The sequence below is a fragment of the Paracoccus stylophorae genome (genome assembly GCF_028553765.1).
Classification (GTDB): domain Bacteria; phylum Pseudomonadota; class Alphaproteobacteria; order Rhodobacterales; family Rhodobacteraceae; genus Paracoccus; species Paracoccus stylophorae.
The window spans coordinates 289322-307268 of sequence record NZ_CP067134.1 but is presented as its reverse complement, the minus strand read 5'-3'; the positions used below and the strand labels follow the sequence as shown (position 1 = coordinate 307268).

The 17947-nt window shown below is 65.2% G+C and carries 16 protein-coding genes; 6 read left to right on the top strand and 10 right to left on the bottom strand.

The features are described 5' to 3' along the window. Positions 1-181: 181 nt before the first annotated feature. Positions 182-529 carry a hypothetical protein gene (locus JHW45_RS01500; protein WP_272859204.1) on the top strand — a complete coding sequence of 116 codons (348 nt, stop codon included), beginning with the start codon at positions 182-184 and terminating at the stop codon, positions 527-529. 352 nt (positions 530-881) lie between these two features. Here the strand turns inward: JHW45_RS01500 and JHW45_RS01490 are convergent, their stop codons facing one another. The 8 genes from JHW45_RS01490 to JHW45_RS01455 form a co-directional block, all read right to left on the bottom strand. Further along, on the bottom strand, positions 882-1859 hold the full coding sequence (locus JHW45_RS01490) for a phosphate acetyltransferase (RefSeq protein WP_272859203.1): 978 nt from the start codon (positions 1857-1859) through the stop codon (positions 882-884). 182 nt (positions 1860-2041) lie between these two features. Next, the gene (locus JHW45_RS01485; protein ID WP_272859202.1) at positions 2042-3067 is read right to left on the bottom strand and encodes a YeiH family protein; all 1026 of its coding nucleotides are present in this window, start codon (positions 3065-3067) and stop codon (positions 2042-2044) included. A 55-nt stretch (positions 3068-3122) separates the two neighbouring features. Next, positions 3123-4904 carry a sulfoacetaldehyde acetyltransferase gene (gene xsc / locus JHW45_RS01480; protein WP_272859201.1) on the bottom strand — a complete coding sequence of 594 codons (1782 nt, stop codon included), beginning with the start codon at positions 4902-4904 and terminating at the stop codon, positions 3123-3125. A gap of 11 nt (positions 4905-4915) precedes the next feature. Continuing rightward, positions 4916-6307: an NAD(P)/FAD-dependent oxidoreductase gene (locus JHW45_RS01475; RefSeq protein ID WP_272859200.1), complete on the bottom strand. Its 1392-nt coding sequence runs from the start codon at positions 6305-6307 to the stop codon at positions 4916-4918. Between the two features lie 9 nt (positions 6308-6316). After that, complete coding sequence (locus JHW45_RS01470) at positions 6317-6712, bottom strand: nuclear transport factor 2 family protein (protein WP_272859199.1); 396 nt, start codon at positions 6710-6712, stop codon at positions 6317-6319. Between the two features lie 15 nt (positions 6713-6727). Then, a complete protein-coding gene (locus tag JHW45_RS01465; RefSeq protein WP_272859198.1) occupies positions 6728-8068 on the bottom strand; it encodes a TRAP transporter large permease in 1341 nt (446 codons plus the stop codon). Next, positions 8065-8628, bottom strand: coding sequence for a TRAP transporter small permease (locus tag JHW45_RS01460; RefSeq protein ID WP_272859197.1), 564 nt, complete (start codon positions 8626-8628; stop codon positions 8065-8067). Before JHW45_RS01460 ends, JHW45_RS01465 begins: the two co-directional genes overlap by 4 nt. A 78-nt stretch (positions 8629-8706) precedes the next feature. Further along, positions 8707-9711 (bottom strand): TRAP transporter substrate-binding protein, encoded by a 1005-nt coding sequence (locus JHW45_RS01455; RefSeq protein ID WP_272859196.1) that lies wholly within the window; start codon positions 9709-9711, stop codon positions 8707-8709. Between the two features lie 116 nt (positions 9712-9827). On the opposite strand from JHW45_RS01455, the gene pdxR reads away from it, so the two are divergent. From pdxR to JHW45_RS01430, 5 genes are all read left to right on the top strand, one after another. Continuing rightward, positions 9828-11312, top strand: a complete 1485-nt coding sequence (pdxR, locus tag JHW45_RS01450; RefSeq protein WP_272859195.1) for a MocR-like pyridoxine biosynthesis transcription factor PdxR — start codon at positions 9828-9830, stop codon at positions 11310-11312. A 679-nt stretch (positions 11313-11991) separates the two neighbouring features. Continuing rightward, positions 11992-13047, top strand: a complete 1056-nt coding sequence (locus JHW45_RS01445) for an ABC transporter substrate-binding protein (protein ID WP_272859194.1) — start codon at positions 11992-11994, stop codon at positions 13045-13047. After that, entirely contained in the window at positions 13044-13913 is an 870-nt protein-coding gene (locus JHW45_RS01440; protein WP_272859193.1) for an ABC transporter ATP-binding protein, read from the top strand. The genes JHW45_RS01445 and JHW45_RS01440 overlap by 4 nt, the downstream gene beginning before the upstream one ends. Next, entirely contained in the window at positions 13910-14671 is a 762-nt protein-coding gene (locus JHW45_RS01435) for an ABC transporter permease (RefSeq protein ID WP_272859192.1), read from the top strand. The genes JHW45_RS01440 and JHW45_RS01435 overlap by 4 nt, the downstream gene beginning before the upstream one ends. Positions 14672-14691: 20 nt before the next feature. Continuing rightward, on the top strand, positions 14692-15402 hold the full coding sequence (locus tag JHW45_RS01430; RefSeq protein WP_272859191.1) for a DUF169 domain-containing protein: 711 nt from the start codon (positions 14692-14694) through the stop codon (positions 15400-15402). A 286-nt stretch (positions 15403-15688) separates the two neighbouring features. Here JHW45_RS01430 and JHW45_RS01425 read toward each other — a convergent pair whose 3' ends face one another. Together JHW45_RS01425 and JHW45_RS01420 are read right to left on the bottom strand one after the other, a co-directional pair. Next, entirely contained in the window at positions 15689-16726 is a 1038-nt protein-coding gene (locus JHW45_RS01425; protein WP_272859190.1) for a phosphotransferase family protein, read from the bottom strand. Then, complete coding sequence (locus JHW45_RS01420) at positions 16723-17940, bottom strand: acyl-CoA dehydrogenase family protein (protein ID WP_272859189.1); 1218 nt, start codon at positions 17938-17940, stop codon at positions 16723-16725. The genes JHW45_RS01425 and JHW45_RS01420 overlap by 4 nt, the downstream gene beginning before the upstream one ends. Between the last annotated feature and the right edge of the window lie 7 nt (positions 17941-17947).

Here is a 17947-nt window from a genome sequence, read left to right as displayed (position 1 = left end):
CCTGCCGCCCGCGACGGCGCGCCGACCGGCGGTTTCCCGCCGCCCCCATGGCCGCGCGTCGGACGAACCCCGCCGATCCGCCCGCCACAAAAACCTGCGCAAATCCCGCTTCTCGCGCCCGCCGATGGAACGCCAGCGCCCGCCGCAGGTTGACTCGCGAACCCCATGGAAAGGAGCGATCATGGCCAACGCAAGCAGCAAGAAATTCGGCCCCGGTCAGCAGGATCAGGGCAAGGGCGACGGCAGCGGAGGCATGGCCCCCACCACCGACCAGCTGCCCGACAACGAGATCCTGTCGAACCGCGACACCTCGCGCCATTCGCGCGAACGCGGGCTGGACAGCCGCCACGTTCAGAACGAACAGCGCCACGAACACGTCGCCAACCACGACCCCGGCGACGGCGAGGCAGGCGAAGCCTCGGCCCGCGAGAAACTGGCCGACGAGCGCCCCGACCCCGATCAGCGCGTCTCGAACATGGATGACGACGCGGAGGGCGACGGCACGGCTGGCGACGGCAACAAAGGCTAACACCGCTGCCGCCGCCCGACCGGGTCCGTGGACGATCCGTTGAACAACCGCGCGCCACCTGTGTACGCCCCGTGCACGGACGGTGCGGCATCTGGCACAAGACGGTGCAATCTGCAGGCTGATGACACGGCCGGAATTGTGAACCTCGTCGCGCTGACTTACAGGTCGGCGATTGATGATCCGGCCCGCTTCATCTCGTCAAAGAGTGTTGGCCCTTTGGTTGGTCTGCACTCGCGAAACGCCAGGCCACAGGCGGGTCATGGTCGCCTTGGCGCGCCGCATCGTCGCCATACTGCATCGCATGAGGTGGATGCCCACTTGAGCGTAAGACGACGCGCACGCTCATCGCCGGTCACGAAGACCGCGCGTCGTTGCTGCCCGCCTGAACCGCTGTCACGGCGGTGGCCGCGATGATGTCGTCGGGGGTGCAGCCGCGTGAGAGATCGTTGGCGGGTTTCGCCAGGCCTTGCAGGATCGGGCCGATGGCGGTGAGGCCGCCGAGGCGTTGCGCGATCTTGTAGCCAATATTGCCCGACGCGAGATCGGGAAAGACGAAGACGTTCGCGCGGCCCGAGAGGCGGCTGTCGGGGGCCTTCCTGGCGCGGATCGCCTCGTCCAGCGCCGCATCGAACTGCAACTCTCCGTCGACTTCCAGATCGGGATCGGCGGCGCGGATCAGGGCCAGCGCCTCGCGGATGCGCATGAGGCTGGGGTGCTCGGCCGAGCCCGCGGTCGAGAATGACAGCAGCGCGACCCGTGGCTTTTCGTTCAGCAATTGCTGGCAGGAGGCGGCGGCCGAGCGGGCGATGGCGGCCAGATCGATGGCGGCTGGTTCGATGACCAGACCGCAATCGGCGAAGATCATGCCGCCCTGGAACGGGGCCTCGGGGCCGCGGGACAGCATCAGGAAGAAGCTGGAGACGATGCCCGCATCGGGGGCCTTGCCGATGATCTGCAGGGCCGCGCGGACGGTGTCGGCGGTGGTCGCCACCGCGCCGCCCACGGTGCCGTCCGCCTGGTCCAGACGCACCCGCATCGCGGCCTGGCGGATCGGGTCGCGCATCTCGATCAGGGCGCGTTCGGCGGTCATGCCGCGGGCCGCCCGCATCTGGTGCCAATGGGTCGAAAGTTCAACCAGATCAGGCGCTTCGGCAGGATTCAGCGCAGTGACGCCGGGAATGTCGGGACCGTTCATCAGCACCACGCGCGCCAGATTTTCGTCGGTCAGCCGGGCGGCGGCTTCGGCGACGCGGAGATCGTCGCCCTCGGGCAGGATGATGCGGCGCGGATTGGCGCGGGCGGTGTCGAAGATGCGATCGAGCGGCTTCATGTGACGAACCTTTCGGGGTTGCGCAACGGCTGCGCGCGTTGCCTGTGCACGGCGTGGCGGGGCGGGTGGGCGAAACCCCTGCAAATGCCGGGTTTCGGGCTGCACGATGCGTCCACCGCACGGGCACCGCGCGTGCACAGCGCGTACACCGCTTGCGAACGTTGCGCGGCGGACCCCACCGCTCAGTCCAGAAAATGCAGCCCGGCGATGATGAAGACGCCGAGAAAGACGGTTTCCGCCACGATCAGCACGATGGCCCCGGCCCCGACTTCGAGCATGCGGCCCAGCGACGTCTTGATGCCCACCGCGGCGATGGCGATCAGCAGCGCCCAGCGCGACAGCGACCCGGCCCAATCAGACACGATGGCCGGGATCAGGCCGAACGAGTTTACCGCCGCGAGGATCAGGAAGCCGATGACGAAGCCCGGCATCAAGGGCGGGTTCTTGCCGCCCACACGCTCATCCGCCAAGCCCATCTGCCGGATCACCAGCGAGAAGCACAGCACGACCGGGGCCAGCATCGACACGCGGATCAGCTTGACCAGCGTGGCGGTTTCGCCGGTTTCGGGGCTGATGGAAAAGCCCGCGCCGACGACCTGGGCCACGTCGTGGATGGTGCCGCCCAGGAACACGCCCGAATCGCGGGCGTTGAAGTCGAAGACCTGCGCCAGCATCGGATAAAGGACCATCGCCACCGTGGACAGCACCGTGACGCACAGCACGGTAAAGACCAGATCGCGTTCGGATTTCTCGTGCCGGGGCAGGACGGCGGCGATGGCCATCGCGGCCGAGGCGCCGCAGATCGCAACCGACCCGCCGGTCAGCAGCGCGAAACGCCATTTGCGTCCGACGAAGCGGCTGGCCAGCAGCGAGAAGGCGATGGTCAGGATCACGCCGCCGATGACCAGTGCGATCGCCGGCCCGCCCAGCTGCGCCAGCATGTCCACGCTGATCCGCGCGCCCAGCAGCGCGACGCCCAGCCGCAGCACCGTGCGGGCGGTGAAGTCGATGCCCGGGGCGGTGCGGGTGCCCGCCTCGGACAGAAAGTTCAGCGCAAGCCCCAGCAGCAGGGCCAGCAGCATGGCGGGCGCGCCGTAATGTTCCGACAGGAACTGCGCGGTGGCGGCAACGAGAGCCGAGACGGCAAAGCCCGGAAACATCGGGCGCAGCCATTCGGCCCCGCCGAAGCGGGTGGCGATGCTGGACATGGAACTCTCCTGCGGGTGGTGTGGCCCGGCGGTCAGGCCGCCGGGCCGGGCCGGGTCAGGCCGCGCCCTGCTGCGGGCGCATGTCGCCCGCGTCGATACCGGCGACCGGCACCGGCTTCTTCATCGCGTCGCGGCGGAACGGCTCTCCCAGCTCCTGGTTCAGCAGCACCTCGATGAAGGTGGTCTCGCCATTCTTCATCTGCCGTTCGATGGCGTTGTGCAGCTCCTCGGTGAGTTCCTCGGTGCCGCGCACCTGCACGCCGTGGACGCCACACGCCTTGGCGATCTCGGCATAGTTGGTATCGCGATCCAGTTCGGTGCCGACGAAGTTGTTGTCATACCACAGCGTCGTGTTGCGCTTTTCCGCGCCCCACTGATAGTTGCGGAAGATCACCATGGTGATCGCCGGCCAGTCGTCGCGACCGCAGGCCGTCATCTCGTTCATCGAGATGCCGAAGGCGCCGTCGCCCGCAAAGCCCACCACCGGGGTGTCGGGGTTGGCGATCTTGGCGCCCAGGATGGCCGGGAAGCCGTAACCGCACGGACCGAACAGACCGGGGGCAAGATATTTCCGGCCCTGCTCGAACGTGGGATAGGCGTTGCCGATGGCGCAGTTGTTGCCGATGTCGGACGACACGATGGCGTCTTCCGGAACCGCCTGCATGATCGCGCGCCATGCCTGACGCGGCGACATCAGGTCGGAATCGCGCTCGCGCGCCTCGGCGTTCCATTCGGTGCCGGGATCGTCCTGTTCGTGATCGAGGCTGGACAGTTCCTGCGCCCAGCGCGACTTGGTCTGTGCGATCAGTTCCTTGCGGTCCTTGCGGCCGTCATCGCCCGCGCTGTCATCCAGCTTGGCCAGAATCCCGCGCGCGACCTTGCCCGCATCGCCCTGGATGCCCACCGTGACCTTCTTGGTCAGCCCGATCCGGTCCGCGTTGATATCGACCTGGATGATCTTGGCGTCCTTCGGCCAATAGTCGATGCCATATCCCGGCAGGGTCGAGAACGGGTTCAGGCGGGTGCCCAGCGCCAGCACGACATCGGCCTTTGCGATCAGTTCCATCGCCGCCTTGCTGCCGTTATAGCCCAGCGGGCCGACGGCCAGCGGGTGCGAGCCGGGGAAGCTGTCATTGTGCTGATAGTTCGAGGCGACGGGGGCGTCCAGACGCTCGGCCAGCTTGACCAGATCGGGGATCGCGTCGGCCAGGACCACACCGGCCCCCGACAGGATCACCGGGAACTTGGCCGTGGACAGCAGTTTCGCGGCCTCGGCCACCGCCTCTTCGCCGCCTGCCGGGCGTTCGAAGGCGACGATCTGCGGCAGATCGACGTCGATCACCTGGGTCCAGTAATCGCGCGGGATGTTCATCTGCGCCGGGGCGCTGTTGCGCCACGCCTGCATGATGACGCGGTTCAGCACCTCGGGGATGCGGGCCGGGTCGCGGACTTCCTCCTGATAGGCGACGGCGTCGGCGAACAGGCGCATCTGCTCCATCTCCTGGAAGCCGCCCTGACCGATGGTGCGGTTGGCGGCCTGCGGCGTCACCAGCAGCAGCGGCGTGTGGTTCCAGTAGGCGGTCTTGATCGGCGTGACGAAGCCGGTGACGCCGGGACCGTTCTGCGCGATCGCCATCGACATCTTGCCCGAGGAGCGGGTGAAGCCGTCGGCCATCAGACCGGCATTGGTTTCATGCGCGCAGTCCCAGAAGGTGATGCCCGCCTTGGGGAACAGGTCGGACACGGGCATCATGGCGGATCCGATGATACCGAATGCATGTTCGATGCCGTGCATCTGAAGCACTTTGACAAAGGCTTCTTCGGTCGTCATTTTCATTGCGTCGCTCCTTATTTGCGTTCGTCGCGAAAGTGGTAGAGGTGATAGAGGCCGCGTTGGCCCAGCCGCCGGAACGGCGTCTTCCAGCCTTCGTGGGGCAGTTCGCAGTTGAAGATCGGCAGGTCGGGCGCAGCCTCGCCCGCGATCATCTGCGCCATCCGGCGGCCGGCCATGGCGGAATACATGACGCCGTTGCCGCCATAGCCAAGCGCATAGAAGGCGCCGGGCAGGTCGGGCAGGCCGGTGATGCGGGGCATCATGTCGTGGCTGACATCGACCCAGCCCCACCAGCTGTAGTCCAGTTCGACATCGCGCAGCGCCGGGAATTTCCGGGTCAGGCCGTCGCGCAGCGCCTTGAGATGCGCGGGATTGGCCGCGTCGCGCCCGGTGATCGCCGCGCGCGAGCCGATCTGCATCCGGTTGTCGGGCAGCAGCCGGTAATAGTGGCGCAGCGTGCGGGTGTCGGTCAGCGGCGACAGCTTGCGGATGCCGATGGCGGCCAGTTCGTCGTCGGTCAGGACGCGGGTGACGAGGCTGTTGGACATGATCGGCATCAGCCGGTCCTTCAGCCGCGGATGCAGCGTGCGCGGCGCATAGGCCGCGGTCGCCACCGCGACGCGGCGGGCGCGCACGGTGCCCCCCGGCGTGCGCAGATGATGCACGCCGTCCTTCAGCGTCCATCCCCGCACCGGGCTGTCCACGTAAACGGTCGCGCCCAATTCGCGCGCCACCCGCAGATAGCCGAAGGCCAGCTTGGCCGCGTGGATGCCGACACCGTCGGGTTCCCACATGGCACCGTGCGCCTCCATGTCGCGGGCGACGGTCTCGTGCACCTCGTCGCGGCTGAGGATCTTCGAGCCATAGCCGAACGTGTCGTTCAGCAGCGCCGATTCCGATTCCAGCGTCGGCATCATCGACGCCTTGTGCGCGATATAGTAATGGCCGCCATCCTGCGGTTCGCAGGCGATGTCGTGATCGCGGATCAGGCCGCGGAACAGGTCGAAGCCCTCGACCACCTCGGCGTGCATCCGTTTGGCCACGTCAAGGCCCCAGCGCTTGATCCACTGGCTGCGCTTCAGCCGGCCGGAACTGATCTGCGCCTGTCCGCCGTTGCGGGTGGAGCAGCCATAGGCGACGCCGTTCGCCTCGAGCACGGTGGCCTTGATGCCGTGCATCTTGGCCAGGTGGATGGCGGTCGAAAGGCCGGTATAGCCGGACCCGATGACCACGACGTCGACATCCATGTCACCGGTGACGGGGCCGTCATCCTGGGGTGCGGGGCCGGCGGTGCCGATCCAGTAGGTCGGCGCATAGTCGCTTTTCGGTCCCAGGTCGCGGGCCGTCATCGGATCGTAATGCGGATCGAAGGGCACCGATCCGGGGCGCTTTTCAATGGTCTTCATGGCCCTGCCTTACTTTGCCGGAACCGGAGGCCGCTGCTTGCGGATCGCCTGTTTCTCGACCAGTTTTCCGTCCTTGATGCGGAACAGGTCGACGCCCTGAACCTCGGTCCGGGTGCCGTCGGGATTGGTCGCCCGGAAGGTCCATTGCGACACGCCCCGGCTGCCGTCTTCGGACAGGAAATGGCTGTGATCGGCCCACTGGACGTCGGGCATCGCCGTCCACACGCCTTCGAAAGCCTTGGCGATGGCGTCCTTGCCTTCGATCTTGTTGCCGTATTCGTTTTCGCCCGCGACGGTGTAGAACACGCAGTCATCGGCGAAATGGGTCATCACGCCGTCAATGTCGTGGCGGTTGAAGGCATCGAATGTCGACTTGAGATCGTCGGCGGTCAGCTTGCGGGACATGCGTATTCTCCTTGCTTAGTAGCCCATCATCCGGGGCAGCCACAGGGCGATTTCCGGGAATGAGGCGATGATGAAGATGGCGGTGACAGAGGCGATGGCGAACGGGATGGCCCGCAGGCTGATCCGTTCGATCGACACGCCCGAGATGCCCGAGGCGATGAACAGGTTCTCGCCCAGCGGCGGCGTCTGGAAGCCGACGGACAGGGTGCAGATCATCACGATCCCGAAATGGATCGGGTCGATGCCCATCATGTAGGCCACGGGCAGCATCACCGGGACCAGGATCATGATCGCCGCCAGCGTTTCCATGAACATGCCGACGATCAGCAACAGGCCGATCACCATGGCCCAGATGATGTAGAGGTTGTCGGTCAGCGACAGGATGCCGCCCGCGATGACGCCGGGGACGTTGTTCTCGACCAGGATGCGGCCGAAGATCGTCGCGGTGAACAGCACCAGCAGGACGCGGCCGGCCAGCCAGGTGGTCGTGTCCAGCGACTTGATCATCTCGCCCAGATCCAGTTCGCGATAGATCACCCCGCCGACGAACAGCGTGTAGAAGATCGCGACGATGGCGGCCTCGGTCGGCGTGAAAAAGCCGGAATAGATGCCGCCCAGGATCACCACCGGGGCCAGCAGCGCCCAGAAGCCCTGATAGCAGGCGCAGGCCACCTTGTGCAGCGACAGCGGCTCGGACGAGCCGTGAAAGCCGCGCATCCGGCAGCGGACATAGTTCATGACCAGCAGACCGCCCGCCATCACCACGCCGGGGAAGAAGCCGGCGATGAACAGCTTCGAGATCGAGACGGACTGGAACACGCCATGCGCCTCGACCGCCTCGGGCGGGGCTTGCAGGCCCATGGCCGAGATGCCGTAGATGACCATCGGGATCGAGGGCGGGATGATGATGCCCAGCCCGCCCGCGGCTGCGGTGACGGATGCCGCATAGCCCGGCCCGTATCCCTGCCGCACCATCGCCGGGATCATCAGCATGCCGACAGCGGCGGTCGTGGCGGGACCGGACCCGGAAATCGCGCCGAAGAACAGGCAAGCCATGACGGTGGCCGCCGACAGCCCGCCGGTGAACGGCCCGGCCAGGCTTTCGGCCACGTTGATCAGCCGGCGGGACAGGCCTGCGGCCTCCATCAGCGCGCCGGCCAGGATGAAGGCGGGCAGCGCCATCAGCGGGAACGAACCCACCGAGGACCACGCCATCTGCACCATCTTGATCGGGTTGTCGCCCAGATACAACATCGCGAACAGCGACGACACGCCCAGCGCCACCGTGATCGGCGCCCCCAGCAGCATCAGCGCAAAGAACGAGCCGAACAGGATTTCGATCAGAAGATCGTTCATTTCTTGTGCTCCTGTTGCTCGAAGGCGCGCTTTTCGTCTTCGGCAAGCTCCAGCATGTCCTCGACCTCGACCTTGTCGGGGTCGCGCGGGTCGATGCCCATGACCAGCTTCATGTAGTTGACCTGCAGGATGCGCAGGGTCATCAGGATGAAGGCGATGGGCAGCACCAGATAGACCCAGCGCATTTCCCAACCCAGGGTCTGGGCCTTCACGAAGGGCTTCAGGCGGCTGATGAATTCGATCGAATACCAGATGAAGACCAGGTTGAAGCCGATCCAGAACAGATCGCCGATCGCCTCGATGATGCGGGCGGTGCCGCGCGGCAGGGTGTTGAACTGGAACGTCACCCGGTTATGCGCGGCCATGCGCGCCGCATAGGACGCACCGAAATAGGCGAACCACACGAACAGGATGACCGAAAGCTCCTCGATCCAGGTGATCGAGAAACCGAAGATCTGGCGGGCCACGATCTGCACGAACAGCAGCGTCACGAAGACGGCCAGCAGGATGCGGCAGACATGGCTTTCGAACTTGTCCAGAAAGGACCAGAGCGCGGGCATCGACGGCCTCCGGTGAAACGTGGCGGGACGGACGGTCGGGGAAGACTGCGCGCGGCGCGGGGCCGCGCGCAGTCGCGATCACTCTGCCGCGGGTTCGCGGCCCAGCGAGGTCAGGACGTTGTCCAGCACCTCTTTCCCGCCGATCTGGTCGTAGAATTGCGGCCAGACGGCCGCGGTGGCCAGATCCATGAACTCTTGCTCGTCGCTCGCGGGCTCGGTGATTTCCATGCCGCGGCTGACCAGCTCATCGCGGATCTTGGCTTCTTCCGTGCGCAGGAATTCCGCCGATGCCTTGGTGGCGGCTTCGCCCGCGGCCAGCACCTGGGCCTGTTCCTCTTCGCTGAGGTCCTGGAAAAGCGCCTCGCTGATGATCAGCGGCTCGATCGAGAACAGATAGTGCAGATCGGTGATGTATTTCTGAACCTCGTCGAACTTCATCGCATAGACGGTCATGTAGGGGTTGTCCTGCCCGTCCACGACCTTCTGCTGAAGCGCGGCGAAGGTTTCGCCCCAGGCCATCGGCGTCGGGTTGATGCCCCAGCTTTTATAGGTTTCGATCATGATCTCGTTCTTCGGGACGCGGATGACCAGTCCCTGAAGATCCTCGACCGTCGAGACCGGCTTTTTCGAGTTGGTCAGCACGCGGAAACCCGAATAGCCCCAGCCGATGATGCGCACACCGGCATCCTCGATGGTCTGGTCGATCATCTGCTGGCCGACCTCGCCCTGCGTGATCTTTTCGGCGTCATCCTGGCTGAGGATGACATAGGGCAGCGTCAGCGTCCCCACCGACGGCGAGAAGGGCGTGATGTTGTTGATCGCCAGGATCGAGAAATCCAGCGTGCCGGTGGCGGCGGCGCTGACGGTGTCCTGTTCGTCGCCCAGCTGGCCGTTCACGAAAAGCTTGGCGGTCATTTCGCCGCCGGATTGTTCTTCCAGCGCGGCGACGAACGCCTTGCCAAGCGCCTCTTGCGTGCCGCCGGCGCCATCGCCCACGGCGATCTTGTACTCGACAGCGGCGGCCGGCAGCGCCAGCGCCAGCGTGACGGCGGTACCGGTCAGCAAACGGGTCGTGAAATTCATGTCTATCCTCCCTGATAGTCAGTCGGCGCCGCGATTCCCGGCGGTCGCCTCGCCGCGCACCATTGCCTGACGCGACGTCAAAGGATATGTCCAGTTAGAGGCAAAGTTAGGTCCAGATGCGGCGCCGGATCCCAGTCGAGACGATCTATCTGCGCGAGGACGACGCGCCGAGCCTGCAGGGGCGTCTGGCCGCAGCCATCGTGCGGGCGATTCTGGAAAGCCGGGCCGGACCGGGATCGCGCCTGCCCTCCAGCCGCAGGATGGCCGAGGCTTTGGGCATGTCCCGGATGACGGTCACGCTGGTCTATCAGGATCTGGTCAGCCAGGGATATCTTGAGACGATCCCGCGATCGGGCGTCGCCGTGGCCGCGACCGTGCCGCATCGCCGATTGCAGCCGATCCAGCCCTCCGGCGACGAAAAGCCGATGGATTGGGGCGACTGGCTGTCGGACCACGATCTTCCGAAACGGGTGATCCAGAAGCCTGCGAACTGGCGCGACTATCGCTATCCGTTCATTTTCGGACAGGCGGATGAGACGCTGTTCGATCACGGCGCCTGGCGCGATTGCGCGCGCCGCGCCCTGGGCAGCCGCGATTTTCCCGATCTGGCGGCCGACCGCTATCGCGCGGACGATCCGTTGCTGGTCGATTACATCTGTTCCAACACCTTGCAGCGGCGCGGGATCATGGCGCGGCCCGATGAGGTTCTGGTGACGATGGGGGCGCAGAACGGGCTGTATCTGACCGTCGAACTGCTGGCCCGCGCCGACCGTCTGGCGGTCATGGAAGAGCCGGGCTATCCCGATTTCGCCGAAACGCTGCGCCGCGCGCAAAGCCCGACGACGTTCCTGCCGGTCGACGAGATGGGGCTGAACCCCGCCGATCTGCCGCAAAACACGCGATTGGTGGCGATCACGCCCAGCCACCACATCCCCACCGGCACCACCATGCCGCTGTCGCGCCGGCGCGAATTGATCGCCATGGCCGGGACGCAGGATTTCCTGATCGTCGAGGATGATTACGATTTCGAGATGTCGTATCTGTCGCCGCCGGAACCGGCGCTGAAATCGCTGGATCGTTCGGGCCGCGTCATCTATCTGGGCAGCTTCTCCAAGTCGCTGTTTCCGGGACTGCGCATCGGTTACATGGTCGCGCCTGCGGCGCTGATCGAACGGGCGCGCGCGCTGCGGTCGATCATGCTGCGTCACCCGCCCAGCCATCTGCAGCGCATCACCGCGTATTTCTTGGCGCTTGGCCATTACGACGCCCATATCGTGCGGCTGCGCGAAACCCTGCAAGCCCGGCGGGAAATCCTGGAACAGGCGCTGAACCGGACGTCGCTGCGGATCGCGGGCGTTCCCACCTCGGGCGGCTCAAGCGTGTGGGTCTGCGGCCCCGAGGGCAGCGACAGCGAGGTGCTGGCGGCACGGCTTGAGCATGACAGTGTGCTGATCGAACCCGGCGCGGTCTTCTTCGAAAACCCGCCCGCACCCTGCCCGTTCTTCCGACTGGGCTATGGCTCGATCTGCAAAAGCCGGATCGCCACGGCGGTCGGGCTGATCGAAAGCCGCGCGCGCGGATTGTCGTGCGGGGAGTTGTGAGAACGGAAAAAACGCCGGCCGTGCGGCTTGTCGTGGTCGGTGAGGTTGGCTTCGGACACAGCTCGGCGATTTGGCTGACGGATAACTTCTGGTTGGCGTTGCAACAGCAGCGGCGGGCAAGTCGACCCCCGGAGGCCGCATCACGCCCGGCGAACGGGAACGTCGCACGGGTCGCCGGCTGCGGTTGGTCCATCGCCGCCGGGGCCTTAGCTTGCTGGTGGCGAGGGGGCGGGTAATCACCAGAGGGCCGGGCGGAACCGGTCGAACCGAAACGCGGACAGGTCGTAGCGCGGTGTTCGGCCCATCGCCAGATTGTCAAATGTGATCACGAAGAACACGAGGTTATGGTCCGCTGGTGGGTGGAACATTCGATCCCGAGGATGCACGGACCGACAGGATCGACGAGCGCCTTGACCAGCTTGCGGAAAATCGGCCCGGCGGCTCAGCCATCCCAAAGCCACGACCCAAGGGCCGCCAGCGTCCGCGGCCTCTGCCGAACGGTTATCGCGTCGCGCAGGCGCCCCGTGAACGAGGCGATGAAGGCAGCTTGCTGCGGCTTGCCGCGCGGTATCCCAAGTTATCGCGGAAGCGGACCAGATCGTCAGCGAGGGAACCCGGTTGTTTGACAGCCGCGTGGGTAACAGCCATACTCGATCACGCTTATCAGGGGATCACGACCATGCGGTGCTGCCAGGAGAGCAAGCTCGACCTTTATCTGGGCGGCCCCGATCCCGACGGGATCTCGCGCAGATCCTTGATCAAGGGAGCGGCCGGTGTGGCCGGCCTGTCTATGGCCGCCGGAGCGACAAGCAGCCGTGCGCAGGGAACCCCCATCAGGCTTGCCTTCTGCAGCCAGCTTCTCTGCGTCGTTCCTTACGAGGTCACCCGGGCCGAGGAGTTCTTCGCGCGCGAGGGTCTTGAGGTCGAACTGGTTTACACCCGGGGCGGAAATGCCGCCATGCAGGCCCTGGTCGGCGGCGCCGTCGATTACGCGGCCACCTCGTTCGACGTCGCCGTTCAGGCCTTTGCCAACGGGGCGGGTATACGCCGCTTTGCGACCACCGGCCGTCTGCCTCTTTTCGCCCTTGCGGTGGCGCCCGACCAGGTGGAAACCATCCTTTCGTTCAAGGATCTCGAGGGCGAGACGGTCGGGATCTCCGGCCTCGGCAACGCCGACCACACGCTGATGCTCTTCCTCCTGACGCAGGCCGGCGCCGATCCGTCGACCATCCAGTTCGCAGCCCTTGGGCCGAACATGTTCGAGGCGCTGCGCCGGGGGCAGGTTGCCGCCGGAATGGTTCAGGAGCCGGCCTTGACGCTGATCGCCGCCGCTGGCGGACGCATCCTCTTCAACGCGATGGAGATAGAAGATGCCGATCGGTATCTGGGCGGGCCCTACGAGTTCATGGGCGTCGCCTATCGTGCCGAAGAGCGCGATGAGCGCCTTGAGGAGATGCAGGCCGTTGCGCGAGCCCTCGAGACGGGTCTGCAATTTCAGCGTGAAGCGCCGGTGTCGCGGCTGCGGCAGGCGATTCCCCCGGAACTGCTCGTGGGAGGGGAAGGAGCGCAGTTCGAGAAGATCATTGCGCAGTATCGGGCATCGCTTTACCCCGAATCCGTGGCCATCGACGTCGAGGCGTGCCAGCGCGTCGTGGATGCGCTGCGCTCCAGCGGGTCACTGACTGCCAGCGTGGATCTCGGCGTCCTTCTGGACACCGAGGTCGTGCCTGCATGACTGAAATGCAGCGGGTTGAGGCGGCTCAGACCGATCCGGAAGACCCGCGCAAGGCCTTTCCGCGTTCCGACACGGCGGCTGCTCCGGTCGGGAGCCGGAGCGAGAGGGTCGTGATCCGGATCACCGACCTCGTCATGAGTTATGGCGGCGCCGAGCCGGTGCTGGCGGGCGCATCCCTGAAGGTGAGGGAAGGCGAATTCGTCAGCCTCGTCGGCCCATCCGGTTCGGGCAAGAGCACGGTGCTTCGGGCAATTGCCGGGCTGCACGCGCCAGCCGGCGGAACGGTCGAGCGGTTCGTATCGCTCGAAGACATGGGCTTCCTGTTCCAGGACGACGCCCTGCTGCCGTGGCGAACGGCGCAAGACAACGTGGCGCTGGGTCTCAGGCTGCGGGGGAAGAGCCGGGCAGAGGCCCGCGCGGAAGCTGACCAGTGGCTCTCGCAACTCGGGCTGGCGCATTTTGGCTTGCGCTACCCGCGCCAGCTTTCCGGCGGCCAAAGGAAGCGCGTCGCTTTAGCGCAGGTCCTTGCGCTCCGGCCCAAGCTGCTCCTGATGGACGAACCCTTCGCTTCGCTCGACGCGATCGTGCGGCACAGGGTGACACAGGAACTTCTGGAATGGGTGGAGCGGGAAAAGATCACCGTGCTTTTGGTCACTCACGATCTCGAAGAGGCGCAAGCGCTTTCGGACACGATCTACCTCCTGTCTCGGGGGCCGCGCGCTCTGATCCGCAGCCGATACGAGGTAAGGATCGCGCGGCCTCGTGATCTGATACACGTCCGGGGCCACCCCTCCTTCGCTCCGCTCCTTCAGCGCATCTGGGACGATCTGTGGGACGAAGTCGACGTTGATGGGGGCGGCGCTTGAACCTCTGGAAATCGCAAAAATGGCTGCGGCAGGGGACGTCACTCGTGGTCATGCTTCTTCTCTGGGAACTGCTCAGCCGGCAGGGATACATCGACCCGTTCTATCTGCCGCCGCCAAGCCAGATCGGAGCGGCACTCTTTCAGCTCTTTGCGGAAGGCTCGATCTGGAACCATCTTGCCGCCACGGCAACCGCAGCACTTGCCGGCCTGGTTCTCGGCCTCATCCTGGGGGCCCTGCTTGGTTTCGGGGGTGCGTTGATTCGCCCGGTGGCGGACATCCTCGAGCCGATCATGATCCTCTTGAACGCCATTCCCCGGGTGATCCTCGCGCCGCTCTTCATCATCTGGTTCGGCATCGGTCTCGGCTCGAAGATCGCCATCAGCATTGTTCTTGTCGCCGTGCTGATCTTTTTCGCCGTCTACAGCGGGGTTCGTGAGGTGGATGTGCGACTCGTCGAAAGAGTTCGCACGCTTGGCGGGGGACGCGGGACCCTCTTGCGTGAGGTCTATATCCCGTCGGTCATTGCCTGGATCATGGGAAACCTGAAAGTCGCGGTGGGCTTTGCCTTCACCGGTGCGGTCGTCGGTGAATTCGTGGCATCCAGCAGGGGTCTGGGCTATCTGCTTTCCTTTGCTCAAAGCAGTTATAATGCGGCGCTGACCATGGCGCTGATCTTCCTGATCATGGTCTTCGTTCTCGTTCTCTTCGTCATGGCGGACCGGCTGGAGCACTGGCTGCTGCGGTGGCGCCACGTCTGATCGTCAATCCAGGAGCTTACATGACGTCCCTGCAAGCCCTTGCCGCGGAACTGTCCGATCTGTTGCGCCTCGCATCTCCGCCGCTGGGCATATCGTTCAGGGCCGAAATCGGAGTTCCCGGCTATCAGGCTGTCTACCCTCCTCCCGCCGCGGATGGAAGAACCGGAGCGGTATCGGCCGGATGCGTCTTCTGGAACAAGGCCGCGACCCGCGTCTTTTCGACCGTCGCAGCCGACCATGCCAATTGCAGCGTCGGAAGCTACACGCACGGCTTCAAGCGTCTCGATGAGGTGGCGGGCAATGATGACGTCGCCGCGCTCTTCTCCTCCGGTTGGGTGAGCGAGGCCGATGTTCCAGGAATCGCCACCGTCAAGGAGCGCCCTCAGTCTGTCACTTACGGCCCGGTCGCCGATTTCGCGGGCGACCCCGAAATCATCTTCCTGCGCCTGAACGCCAAACAGGCCATGATTATCGACGACGCCATCGACGGTGTGCGCTTTGAAGGAAAGCCGCAGTGCCACATCGTGGCGATCGCCAAGGAAGCGAACGACGTCGCGGTGAGCGTGGGCTGCATGTTGAGCCGGGTGCGAACCGGGATGAACAACAACGAGATGACGGCCGCCATTCCCGCAAACCGACTTCCCGAGATTGTGGAAAAACTGCGTGAGAATGCGGTGACGGAAAGAGCGGTTGCGATGTATGCCGCCCAGGATGCAGAGCGCTTCGATTAGAGCGTCAGGCCCGCAGACCTGCCTCGCGCGTCTCGCGCGGGCACACGCGATAGAGTGGACCCAGAAGGCCCTGTTGTAACCGGCCGATTGGTACCGCGGTGATCCTGCCGTGAAGCCGGCGATAATCTTTGCGTCATCGAGGACGGCATTGGCGATTTTGTGCCAGCTTTCGGTATTCTGACGGCAGGACAAGCCTGTGTCTTGGGTGATAGCGGTGCCGACTCGTTCCTCATGTCGATAGGGTCAAGCCGCTTGCTGGACACCAGGAAATGCCATGTGCATGGTTTCAGCCATGTGGCGCATGTGCTCGCCCGGCAAGCAGTTCCTGAGCGCGGACCGCGAACCGTTCGGCCAAGGGCGCATACCGGGCCGCCTCGGGGTCGGCAGCATTGCCCGCCGCGGCTCGGTCAGCGATGCCCACGAAGACCACGGCGAAGCGAAACAGGGCAAAGGCGATGTGGAAGACGGACGGCGGCGGCACCGCCGGCAGGACGGTCCGGTAGGCCGCGAAAAACTCGGCCTCGGTCGGAATGCCTTCGCTGACATGCCCAAGGAGGCCGCCGAATTCGTCGGGCTGCGAATGCCATGGTATCGCCGCAAAGCCCAGGTCGGCCAAGGGATGACCGATGGTGGAAAGCTCCCAGTCGAGGACCGCGACGACCCTGGGCTCGTCCGGGTGGTAAAGCAGGTTACCAAGGCGAAAGTCGCCATGCGCAATCGAGATCAGGCCGTCATCCTCGGGCAGCAACTCGGCGACCTGGCGGGCAAGGTCGTTCAGCACTGCATTGCCGGCGAAGCTGGATGCGGCGAGTTGGCTGGTCCAGCGGTGAAGCTGACGCGCGAAATAATCACCGGGGCGGCCGAAACCGGCCAGACCGATCTCGTCGGGACTTTTACCATGCAGGCGTGCCAGCGTTTCCGCCATCGACAGATAGATCGCGCGCCGTTCCGCCGGTGCCATGCCGGGGAGGCGTGCGTCCGAAAAGACACGGCCCTCGACCCGCTCCATCAGGTAGAACGGCGTTCCCAGCAACTCCGCATCCTGGTGATACAGGATCGTCTGGGGCACCGGCACATCGGTCGCGCCAAATGCCCGCATCACGCGGAACTCGCGGTCGATCGCATGCGCGCCGCGCAGGATCTCGCCCGCGGGCTGCTTGCGCAGCACCATCCGGCGTCCGGCGAAGGTCACGAAATAGGTGGGATTGGACTGCCCGCCACTGATGCGCTGCAACTCCAGCGATCCCGAGCCGAAGCGTTCTCGCAGGCATGCTTCCAATCGTTCGGGCGCGAAATCTGCGGACGGTTCTGCGGCCGACGTCACGACGCACGCTCCGGCGCGACATCCCAACGCCAGAAGTCGCGGCCCTCGGCGGCGAGGCTGCGGCTGAGGATCATCTTGTGCACCTCATCGGCGCCATCGACCAGGCGGGCCTGACGGGCATAGCGATAGATCCATTCGGCCACCGTATCCTTGGAATAGCCCCTCGCGCCGTTGATCTGGATGGCTGCGTCCGCCGCCCGGTGCAGCAGATTGGCCACATGGATCTTGGCCATGGACACCTCTTTTTGGGCAAATGATCCCTGATCCAGTTCCCACGCCGCTTTCATGACCAGAAGGCGGCCGATCTCGATGTCGGCGGCAAGCCCTCCCATCACGATCTGCACGCTTTCACGGTCGGCAAGACGGATGCCAAAGCCTTCACGGCGCGCAGCATATTCGGCCGCGATCTCCATGCAGCGCTTTGCCAGACCGAGCCAGCGCATGCAGTGCGTCAGCCGCGCCGTGCCCAGGCGGGTCTGGACGACCTTCATGCCACGTCCTTCGGCCAGCACCACGTTTCTGGCGGAAATGCGCAGCCCGTCGAACGCCAGTTCGCAGTGGCCGCCGTGTTCTTCCGGACCCATGATCGGGATGCGGCGCAGGATCGACCATCCGGGCTGATCGCGGTGAAACAGAAAGCAGGTCAGGCCGCGCCCGGGGTCGTCGGACGTTCGCGCAAGCAGGATGAAATGCGCCGCGCCCTCGGCCCCGGTGATGAACCACTTGCGGCCGTGGATCACGTAATCGCCCCCCTCCCGCGTGGCGGTGGTCTGCGTCATGCCGGGGTCCGACCCCGCGCCCGGGTCCGGTTCGGTCATGACGAACGCCGATCTCACCCGCCCCTCGGCCACGGGGCGCAGGAACCAGTCTTTCTGCTCGTCCGTGCCAAGGGCTTCGATGACCATCATGTTGCCATCGTCTGGCGCCGCCGCGTTGAACACCGCGGGGCCGAAAACGGATCTGTTCATCTCTTCGTAGCAGACGGCCATTCCCACCCGGCCAAGACCCTGCCCGCCATATTCGGGCGACAGCTGAAGGCACCACAATCCCTGTGCCCTGGCCTGATCCCGCAGGACCGTCAGGTGCGCAAGGTCGATGTTCTCGTGCGCGTCATAAGCTTGCGGATCGGATTCGAGCGGCAGGATGCGGTCGTCCACGAAATCGGCGATGCGGCGCCGGAAATCCTCGATGCGGGGGGAGATGGTGAAATCCATGGTCATC

Bases quoted from the DNA above. Each gene is read 5' to 3' on its own strand.
- JHW45_RS01500 (WP_272859204.1), top strand. From the start codon at position 182: ATGGCCAACGCAAGCAGCAAGAAATTCGGCCCCGGTCAGCAGGATCAG.
- JHW45_RS01490 (WP_272859203.1), bottom strand. From the start codon at position 1,859: ATGAAGCCGCTCGATCGCATCTTCGACACCGCCCGCGCCAATCCGCGC.
- JHW45_RS01485 (WP_272859202.1), bottom strand. From the start codon at position 3,067: ATGTCCAGCATCGCCACCCGCTTCGGCGGGGCCGAATGGCTGCGCCCG.
- xsc (WP_272859201.1), bottom strand. From the start codon at position 4,904: ATGAAAATGACGACCGAAGAAGCCTTTGTCAAAGTGCTTCAGATGCAC.
- JHW45_RS01475 (WP_272859200.1), bottom strand. From the start codon at position 6,307: ATGAAGACCATTGAAAAGCGCCCCGGATCGGTGCCCTTCGATCCGCAT.
- JHW45_RS01470 (WP_272859199.1), bottom strand. From the start codon at position 6,712: ATGTCCCGCAAGCTGACCGCCGACGATCTCAAGTCGACATTCGATGCC.
- JHW45_RS01465 (WP_272859198.1), bottom strand. From the start codon at position 8,068: ATGAACGATCTTCTGATCGAAATCCTGTTCGGCTCGTTCTTTGCGCTG.
- JHW45_RS01460 (WP_272859197.1), bottom strand. From the start codon at position 8,628: ATGCCCGCGCTCTGGTCCTTTCTGGACAAGTTCGAAAGCCATGTCTGC.
- JHW45_RS01455 (WP_272859196.1), bottom strand. From the start codon at position 9,711: ATGAATTTCACGACCCGTTTGCTGACCGGTACCGCCGTCACGCTGGCG.
- pdxR (WP_272859195.1), top strand. From the start codon at position 9,828: ATGCGGCGCCGGATCCCAGTCGAGACGATCTATCTGCGCGAGGACGAC.
- JHW45_RS01445 (WP_272859194.1), top strand. From the start codon at position 11,992: ATGCGGTGCTGCCAGGAGAGCAAGCTCGACCTTTATCTGGGCGGCCCC.
- JHW45_RS01440 (WP_272859193.1), top strand. From the start codon at position 13,044: ATGACTGAAATGCAGCGGGTTGAGGCGGCTCAGACCGATCCGGAAGAC.
- JHW45_RS01430 (WP_272859191.1), top strand. From the start codon at position 14,692: ATGACGTCCCTGCAAGCCCTTGCCGCGGAACTGTCCGATCTGTTGCGC.
- JHW45_RS01420 (WP_272859189.1), bottom strand. From the start codon at position 17,940: ATGGATTTCACCATCTCCCCCCGCATCGAGGATTTCCGGCGCCGCATC.